The organism is Pseudoalteromonas sp. S2755, from assembly GCF_005886535.1.
In the GTDB taxonomy this organism is placed as follows: domain Bacteria; phylum Pseudomonadota; class Gammaproteobacteria; order Enterobacterales; family Alteromonadaceae; genus Pseudoalteromonas.
Genome location: NZ_PNDS01000091.1, coordinates 22,919 through 31,796 on the forward strand (window position 1 = coordinate 22,919; position 8,878 = coordinate 31,796).

Sequence of the window (8,878 nt, forward strand, 5' to 3'; positions counted from 1 at the left end):
TTTATTTCCTTTTATTTAGTTTTAGTAATTAAATTTGATCTGATAAAATTAACGCATCAAATCTGATGCCTTTCATCACCGTATCTAAGTTGTTGACTTGACCTGCCAACGGTTCAATATCAACATTGACATGCTTGCAAGCACCGTTCGTTTTCATACGGTTGAAAATATTCATTCTCGCAGGCAATACCCTACCGAACCTTTCAATTAAGATCCCCTGACTATTACCGATCAATTCCTTGTCTCCAGCGTCATTTTGGCAATGTGCTTTGATAGAGATAGGTAGTGGAAACGGTACGCTATCTGAGCTTACCTCTGCACTAAAATCAAATGTAAGAATAGGGTAATCTCCGATGAACTCATCATATTCATCCAAAAGCATACCGATCGTAGCGGTGTAGCCCGTTATCTGACCCGTTGCCGTATTCGTTTTAGGTTCAAAGTCTAATTTGGTGTAGCTGTATTTTGCACCAAAAACCATAATGGGCTCTGCAGCCTTCGCAAGCGACGTTGAGAGCAACAAAAGCGCGAGTAAGTACTTCATTATTTTTCCTTATTTATAGTTACAAATGTTATAGACAATAGGTTGCTGATATCCTTCAAGCAGTGACACTTCAATTCGATTACTACTTGAACTAACGTAATAGGTACTACTATCAACTGGGGTAATCTTGTAGGTCGCTGTAGCAGGTAACTGAATCTCTTGCCTTCTATTAAGCGGTATACTCATTGTTTCGTTGTAGTCAAAAACAAAGGGGCTGGTTGTTGGTAGTGTATTTACCAGCTCATATTGCACGTCAACTTGATTCTTGCCACGATAGCTAAAACATGTCCATACGTGCTGCCTAACAGGTTGCATCATCGGAACAAACGCATTACCTAACGACAATTTGAAGTCATTATTGAGCTGTGATGCAGATTGATAGCTCGCAGCAAGCACTTTTTGATCTGCTGTTTGAATGGTTACTTTTTCTCCGCGAGTTAGTTGTACATCAGCGTAAAAGTGGCCTTGGTTATCAGTCGCGACAGACTCGCCATTGACTTTCAAAGTTACATTGCCAATCCCATTGAGTTGGCTATTTACCAGTCTTCCACTAACTGAACCATGAAGCGTCTGTGGCAGATCCAGTGCTGTAAACTCAAAAGTGCGAGTTGCGCTGGCTCCATCCGTATCAAAAATGGATAATTCAACTTTATACACACCTGCCAGATCAGCCGTAAAAGAAAATGAACTCATCGCAGCGTTTGCAATCACTACTTCATTATTTGAATTGATAAGTTTCCAGCTATAACTCAAGGCTTGCCCTTCGGGGTCATAGCTGTTTGAGGCATCTATGCTGACGAGCTGTCCGAGTTGCACTTCTGTCTCAAGTGGCTCTACAACCTCAATAACAGGCGATTGATTGTTTGTTACATTAAAAGTTACTGACGCTACATTTGAATATAACGCACCATCAAAAGTCGAGAGTTCAACCTGATAGCTGCCCTCGGCCGTTGGTGTATAACTTAATTTAGGCTCTTGTGGAGTGGATAAGCTATCTGTACCCGGCTGTTTTACAATACGCCAATTGTAAGTCAGTGGTAAACCTTCAGGATCACCACTTTGCGTGGCATCAAGTAGTACAGACTGCCCTAGTGTAATATCAGAAATGGGGGCAATTACAGCCGATGGTTTACTATCAACATTACTGTTTATATTAATGAATTGAGTATTAGACCAAGACTCTGATAAACCGTCAGAAACAGCGACTCTTATACCATAAAGACCCGCACGATCAGCCGTAAAACTTGCACCTTGAAGTTGTGCTTGGCCATCGATATCAGCTTTACTACCTGATGGTCTTATTGTGAGCTTCCACTTCCCTGATAATAGCGACTGCTCATGATCAATGCATGCTTCACAAGATAAATGTACGGTTTCTCCTAAATTGGCAGTAATATCCGCACCAAGGATAGCAATTGGCGGCTGGTCGGCATCACTGACGGTAAAGTGATATAGCGCAGTATCAGATAAGCCTGCAAGATCCTTAACTTCAAGAGCAATGGTATACTCTCCAGCAAGGGTCGCACTCACCGCAACCTGCTCATCAAATGGAGAGCTTAAACGCACAAAACTTCTGTTGGGTTTTTCGATGACTTTCCATTCATAAATCAGTAGGTCGGTCACATCAGGGTCGTAGCTAGCGGAACCATCTAGCAATAACATTTCATTAACTTTAACTTGATTTCTCAGTCCATAAATTGCCGCGCTTGGTGAAGCATTCTGCGTGCGGTCTGAAATTTTCACTGTTACGGTATCTGTGACCACATTGTGGTGCTCATCGGTGAGCGCCAACGCAACTTGATAACTACCAACTTCATCAAAGGTAAACGCAGGTTCAAAGCCAGAAACGTTTGTTTGGTTACCTTTACTTTGCCTCGCTTCACCCACAACAGACCAAGTTGCCTGTTCTATAACACCGACTTTTGAAACAGCTTCTCTGGCGCTTAGGGTGACGCTATCTCCTTTTTTAGCTTCAAAGCCATCGCCTAATGCACTCACGATTACCGCTTCAGGTTGCACCACAAAATCAACTTTTGCAGTATCGCTATTACCAGCACTATCAGTGACTGTGACCACGCCACTGAAATTGCCAGCGGTGGTTGGACGGTATTGGATAACAGAGTCGACTGCTTCTACCCTCTCAACTATGCCACCTTGGCTATCTACGATATGCCAAGAAAAAGTTAACTCACTTTGCGCGTCAGTACTTGACGAAGCATCAAGCGTAATATTTTGATACAAAAACAAATTTTCAGCTGAAGCATTTAAGTAAGCTTGAGGTTGCGTGATGCCTGTCACTTGTCCAACTTCTACTACGCTGTTAGTGGCGGCATTGCTTCCACCACAAGCTAGTAGATTTGCTGTTACAACAGCGATGTAAACTTTTTTAAAATTCAAAATGTAATTCCTTTTATAACTACAACTTTTAGTTATATTTTGCAGCGGCTAATCTAATAGACTCATTGAGCTCTTGCGCTTTTTTCCCCAGTACATTGGCACTCAGGAGTAACTCATCTCGTTCTGCTTTGAGCATGCTATCTAATGAAGCCGAAGTACTACCATACTGAGAGATTTGTTGATTGCGGTTGGCAATTTTCTCTTTGTAACCCAGCACTTTTTCTCTTTGCTCACCAACACTCTGGCGATACTCGCTAATTTCTTGCTTTAATTCGGGAAAGTTTTCGAGTAAAAAGCTGTAATATTCCTCTTCCTTACTCATATCAACTTCTAGTAGTTGTTGAGCACTTAGCGTTGGCTCTACTTTGTTTACTGCGTCTATCTTTGTTTCTTCTGACTTATCGTTCGCGGTAATGTCTTTGGGTTCCAGCTTCTTTGCTGGACTATCTGCGTGTTTTGGTTCGCTTACCTTGAGGGTTCCAGTAGCCGTATCTTGTAATTTAAAATGAACAGCAGCACCGATGAGTGCAGCGCTGATTAACCCACCTGTCAAAATTAGTTTCACTTTCACTTTCACTTTAGGTACTCCTTTTAAATTTGTGGGAGAAGTCGAACCCTCTCCCACATTTTTTATTAACTACAGCTTGCTTTATCTACACAAACTTTTGCTGTAACTAATGCGCTGCCTTCCTTAACAGTCCAAGTACGTTTATTAAACCGTTTCCAGATTTTTCCGTAATTGGTTGATACATGCGAAGTAGTACCTTGTGCTTTAGAGCCACCAATAGTGTCTAATGTTCTCAACACAACATTCGCAAAGCCACAGACTGCCGATTTACAGAACTTAGTGATACCGTCACCAAGTTGCGCGCCAACTTGGCTTTTACCTGCGTCATCAACAACAGGCTCATTAGAAACTACATCGTAAGACTCAGCGTAAACAGACAGGAACATTGTCCACATGTCGTTATACATTTCTGCTTCTAAGTTAGCAGCAATCTCTGCAGCTAAGGCCGGATCATTTGACTGTGGTTTCAGATCTAGCGAACATTCCATGCCAAGCTCTTCTCTTGCTTCCTCACGAATGTGATCCCATGAACGAGTTTTGCTTCTGAACCAGCTCCACCCCTTAGATTTACCTGCATTTCTCCAGTAGCTATGCATGCGGTCAACATCAATCGAACACTCACCTTTGATTTCGCCAGGGAACGCATAGTAGTTGTAGGCTAAGCCTAGGTTTGCTACGAATACACTACGGTTTGGTTGTGGTTCATAAAGCTTACGCTTTACACTCCAGGATGCAGAAACCCCATTTTCATTACCCGTATACTCTTCTTCGATTTGTTCAGAGTATTCACCACAGCGAGCGTCACGAGTTACAAAGAAGTTAATACCACCAGATGCAAAAGAATGAGCATCCATCGTATCAAAGTGAATTGTGTCGCCTTCTAACTCTCGCTCAAATGGCATTGCCCAATCACTCAATACATCTTTGTTTACCAAAGTATTTGCAGGGAAAGTCCAAACATTCTTGTAGAAAAGCGGAGAGTTATTCGCCTCAACGGTTGGGTTGGCCTGAGTCACGCCTGAATTTAATCGTACGTTAAATACATCCAGCTGTTTAACGCTATAGTCACCATGCCCTGCTTGGTAAAGTGTACTTGCTAATAAGTCGCGTTCATTTTCCCAAAGGTTGTAGCCAGCACTAGCAAGACCCGTGATCTTGGCACCACTCGTTTCAACGACATCAGTTTGTACTTCCCAAGCTGATTTCACGATTGCACTTTGCGCTGCGAGTAATCGAGTTTGGAAATCAAGCGAACTATCTAAGCGTGTGATTTTATCTTCATACGCATCATACAGGCCCTTTGCTTCGTAGTATTCATCACGAATTGCCGCTCTATCTTGTTTCACTCGGTCAATTTCTGCAGTTACGGCAGCCTTTGGCGCTTGATATTTGGTGATAACACCCACTATGCACTGACTCAGCATCGTAGGATCTTTAGAGTAAGAGACGATACAGGTATTTGTCTCAGTAGCTTGCGCCTTATCTAGCGTATCAAATTCATCCTCTAAAGCACCAAGCTCAATGGCAATACCTTTCCACTTTGCATCTACTGCTTTAAATCGTTCAATAGTACCCGCATTTTGAAACGCTAATTCGTCCATTTCAGCACGGCTATCGCTGATCTTTCTTATAGTTTCAACCGATGAGCGCGGCAATGCATAAGTAAACTGATACCAGTTACTAACAAACTCTCTGTTACGATAAGCTTGCTCTTGTTGTGCTGGTGTTGATTTCTGACGGTAAGCGTCAGCTTTTATTTTGCTATAATCAGAACACTGAGGCCCTGAAGAACCAAGCTCTGCATAATCGCCAACAATGACTTTGCTGCTTGCTGGGCCAACATGTAGTGTTTTTGGGTTCTCGTGATCAACTGTGATATCACCAACACCGGCAGGCGTTGGAATCCCAAGTGAATCAAGAGGGTTTCCTTTTGTTGCATCTGGCATAGCATAGGCTACTGAACTACTAAGTAGCACGGCTAAAACTGATGTAACAGACTTCTTTAAGTACATACCATTTTCCTTACGGGTTATAAAAATCATTGAATCCTTGCTAGCTTGTTCTTAACTAGACTTAGCATGCTGTAATCACGACCAATCGACTTATCTGCAAGCCAATTGACTTGACTATTAATATAACGATATAAATCTTGAGCTTTCATTTCGTTTAGCAAAATACTGCTATTTGCATAGCTGCGAATATTGGCAAGTTCAGCCGTGCATAGCTGAGCAGATGTGCCTGCTCGACAATTTTGTTCGAGGATTTGTTTTGACGCGCGTAGCTGAGATATATCGGAATTAAGTTGTTCAATAGTGATTGGGTCTTCAACCTCAAATAGCACAAACTCCAGAGTATCTAAGGTATTATCAATGCTATTGAGCAAAGTTAAATACCCTGTAGATGGTGTAGAGATGTTGATCATTGTGCTCAACGTACTGTTCCAAGAGCTTAAACTTGAAGCAACTTGATTAAAATAAGTGGGTTCCGGATAAGTTACGACTTTGCTAACAACGAGCTTACAACCAGGCTTGATAGCTTGAAACCCTGTGATACCGCTCATCGCTTCAAAGCTGATATATGAATTTGAGAATCCATGAGTTAATGGGATCGTATTCAATTCACTTGAAGCAGCGCCAGAAATCCGGTTAGAGATACTCGCGACACCATCTGACTCAACACTATACCGAAGTGATAGTGGTCGAATAGACTCACATTGAAAGGTGTATTCTATCGCAGTTTTGAATAATCCATTTCTTACTATACTTGGACTTGAATAGCTTAATTCTTGCTCTGCATATACTTGTGTTGGCGAATAAGCACAAGGCGGGAAGTACCTTGTTCCTTCCGTTGTTTGCTTTGCCGTACACATGGTATTAGCATCGAATATAGTTTGTTCCGTGGCATTTGCGTGCACACTCATTCCGCCAGACAATAGCAGTCCAGCAAGCAAATATTTGCTCATCAGATTTTCCTTCTGTGTAGTTATCGTTTTCTTAGAGTTGCTCTAGAGTAGCTCTGAGAATGTGCCGCTTAACCTGACCATTTGGTGATTCCGCTTTTATAATGAGCTGTAGTTCATTATTGTTCTCAGAACAGGCACTAAAGGGGTTTTGCTTTATTAACATTTGAAGTACATTCATTGAACCTGCCGATGCGCTGCCGGTAGGAAATAACGTACTTTCAGGAGTGGAGATATTGACTATGGATGGCATTATCTCTGGGATTGATGGCAACATATTTGGTGTCCAATAAAGCCCATCGTATTCCAAATATTCTATTTCGATGTTGCCGTTATTTGCGAAGAAATTGTCTGATTGGTCCAACTTCCATACTACTGATTGATACCTATCAACTTCGGTGATATTGAGGTTGGCAATTTGAATTGATTGAGCCGCCAAGACATTTAATCGTGTAATGATCCACTCTAATCGAGCGAGCTGTTCACTGTCTAAACCAAAATCAATCAACGTTGCAATTAGCTCATTAGCCTCATGACCAAGAGTGAAACTCTCTTGCTGAAACTGGCTTAGTTGCGGGTTTATTCGTGTGTATTCTTTACACAACAATGTGTGCTGCTCATTAAATGGTGCTATTGAACTGAAGCCATCAATCGTACTATCAGCCGTCTTTGCAAGCTTTTGAGACAGTCTTCGACCATCAACATTTTTAGCTAAATAAGCAACATTAATCGCCGTGGCTAGCTTTTTCAAAGATAGTTCTGTGCCCTGCGCTCGCATATCCTGATAGTGCTCAGTTACAAACCCTGCAAAAGTCGGCATGCGAACAAAAGCAGGATCAACTGGCTGATAATCACTCGAATAAGCATTGCTCAGCAAAGATGCTTCATTATTTAACTGCTCCAAATATAACTCAAAATACGTTAGTTTTTTGTCATAATCGGTATCAATAACCACGGCGCTAGCATCAAGTGCGTTAAAGCAAGTCGTTGTCTCGCATTGTCTGAAGCTGACATCAAAATAGGCATTTAATACCTGAGTTTTGTGGATGAGTGCTTGTTGTTGAACAAATGGAATGAGGGTTAGTGAATCATTCAGTGCAGTCAGTCTGCGATTAATAATTCGTACTCTGCTTGATAGAATTGTACTTGCATCATATTTTTTGAGAATTTTCCAAAGCCGGGTCTGGCTGTCAACCAGTTGATTTATCTCCACCTTTAGATTTTCTTTCTCAACAGCACTCATTAAGCCAAATTGATCAATATTTGCACTCACTTTCGCTAAATGCGCATTTAACTTTTCTTCAAGTAGCAAGCCATATTCATATCTTCTGTAGAGCGCAGCATGTGACAAACCCGCAGCTACGCTTCGAGTTAAACTAATAGCATTCAGTCTAAAATTAACTTTTCGAAGATTATCACTTGCAGGGCTAAATCCTGAAACATCTGCAGGGTTAACAAAATCTTTATATAGTTCACCGTAAAGCGATTGCTGCAATACATAATATTGCTCAATCAAGGCGGTATGATTCATTAAGTCGGTGACATGAAACCATTCATGACCATTTCTGTTTTGGTACCCTAATGCCGATACTTTAAGCTCTTGCTTTATCCCACAAGGCAGCTCTATCTTCCTAAAACACGATGGTTCCATAGAAGGTTCTGCGGCAACGCAAATATCATTACAACTAGATTCAGAATACTCGGAATAACAAGTACGAGGCATAAAGTCCCTAACTTGTACTGATACTTGACATGAGTTTTCAGTTCCCGACGCATAACTTTTACTAGCTATGAAAAAAAATGCGGCAAAACGTAATACGCCGAATCCTTTTACTTCGTACATAAATCAGCTTCCTTAAGCTATGTTTTCCTTAAGCAGGAACATACTAGCGCTGCAACCCCTTTATGTAAACCAAAAAGTTACATTAAATAAACACAAAACCCAAAACAAAAACAAAGAAGACAAAGAGCAAGCATTTGAAATCAATAAGTTATAATTAAATTTAAAACTAGAATAAAAAATCAAAAAATAGTTAATAAGGTTAATTTTGTGGGGCTTAATTTCGTGGAGGTAACTGGGGGTTATCTACACATGCTACTTAAAATTTGGAACGAATCTCAACTTGCATGGAGAAATATCTAGGCTGTAATACTTTCAAAATATAGTAGTGAGGTTAGCTTTATGGTTGCTATAGGCTATTGATTTACCATGCTTGAGTATATAATTTGCTAGACTTGTCTAATGGCCTGACGAGAGAGTGGCTCTGAAGTCGCTTTAATACCAATTGAATTGATTCTCTAATCAATTTGAAGGGTGAAATACCATATTAGCTTCGTTAAAAATTTCTCATTTAGAACAACTAAATAGCAAAATTTTTGCCTTGCTACTAAAGCTATTTCCCCGCTTCAT

General features: G+C 41.0%; 6 protein-coding genes. All 6 read right to left on the bottom strand.

Annotated elements, in window-relative coordinates:
• Positions 1-28: 28 nt before the first annotated feature.
• Genes CWC03_RS15480 through CWC03_RS15505 form a run of 6 tightly spaced genes read right to left on the bottom strand, consistent with a single transcriptional unit; the run spans position 29 to position 8,311 of the window.
• A complete protein-coding gene (locus CWC03_RS15480) occupies positions 29-544 on the bottom strand; it encodes a hypothetical protein (RefSeq protein ID WP_138582654.1) in 516 nt (171 codons plus the stop codon).
• Between the two features lie 9 nt (positions 545-553).
• Positions 554-2,941: a PKD domain-containing protein gene (locus CWC03_RS15485; RefSeq protein ID WP_138582655.1), complete on the bottom strand. Its 2,388-nt coding sequence runs from the start codon at positions 2,939-2,941 to the stop codon at positions 554-556.
• A gap of 28 nt (positions 2,942-2,969) precedes the next feature.
• Positions 2,970-3,518, bottom strand: a complete 549-nt coding sequence (locus CWC03_RS15490) for a hypothetical protein (RefSeq protein ID WP_138582656.1) — start codon at positions 3,516-3,518, stop codon at positions 2,970-2,972.
• Positions 3,519-3,574: 56 nt separating this feature from the next.
• Positions 3,575-5,521, bottom strand: a complete 1,947-nt coding sequence (locus tag CWC03_RS15495) for a hypothetical protein (RefSeq protein WP_138582657.1) — start codon at positions 5,519-5,521, stop codon at positions 3,575-3,577.
• A 26-nt stretch (positions 5,522-5,547) separates the two neighbouring features.
• Positions 5,548-6,471, bottom strand: coding sequence for a hypothetical protein (locus CWC03_RS15500; RefSeq protein ID WP_045989866.1), 924 nt, complete (start codon positions 6,469-6,471; stop codon positions 5,548-5,550).
• Between the two features lie 31 nt (positions 6,472-6,502).
• On the bottom strand, positions 6,503-8,311 hold the full coding sequence (locus CWC03_RS15505; protein ID WP_138582658.1) for a hypothetical protein: 1,809 nt from the start codon (positions 8,309-8,311) through the stop codon (positions 6,503-6,505).
• Positions 8,312-8,878: the final 567 nt, after the last annotated feature.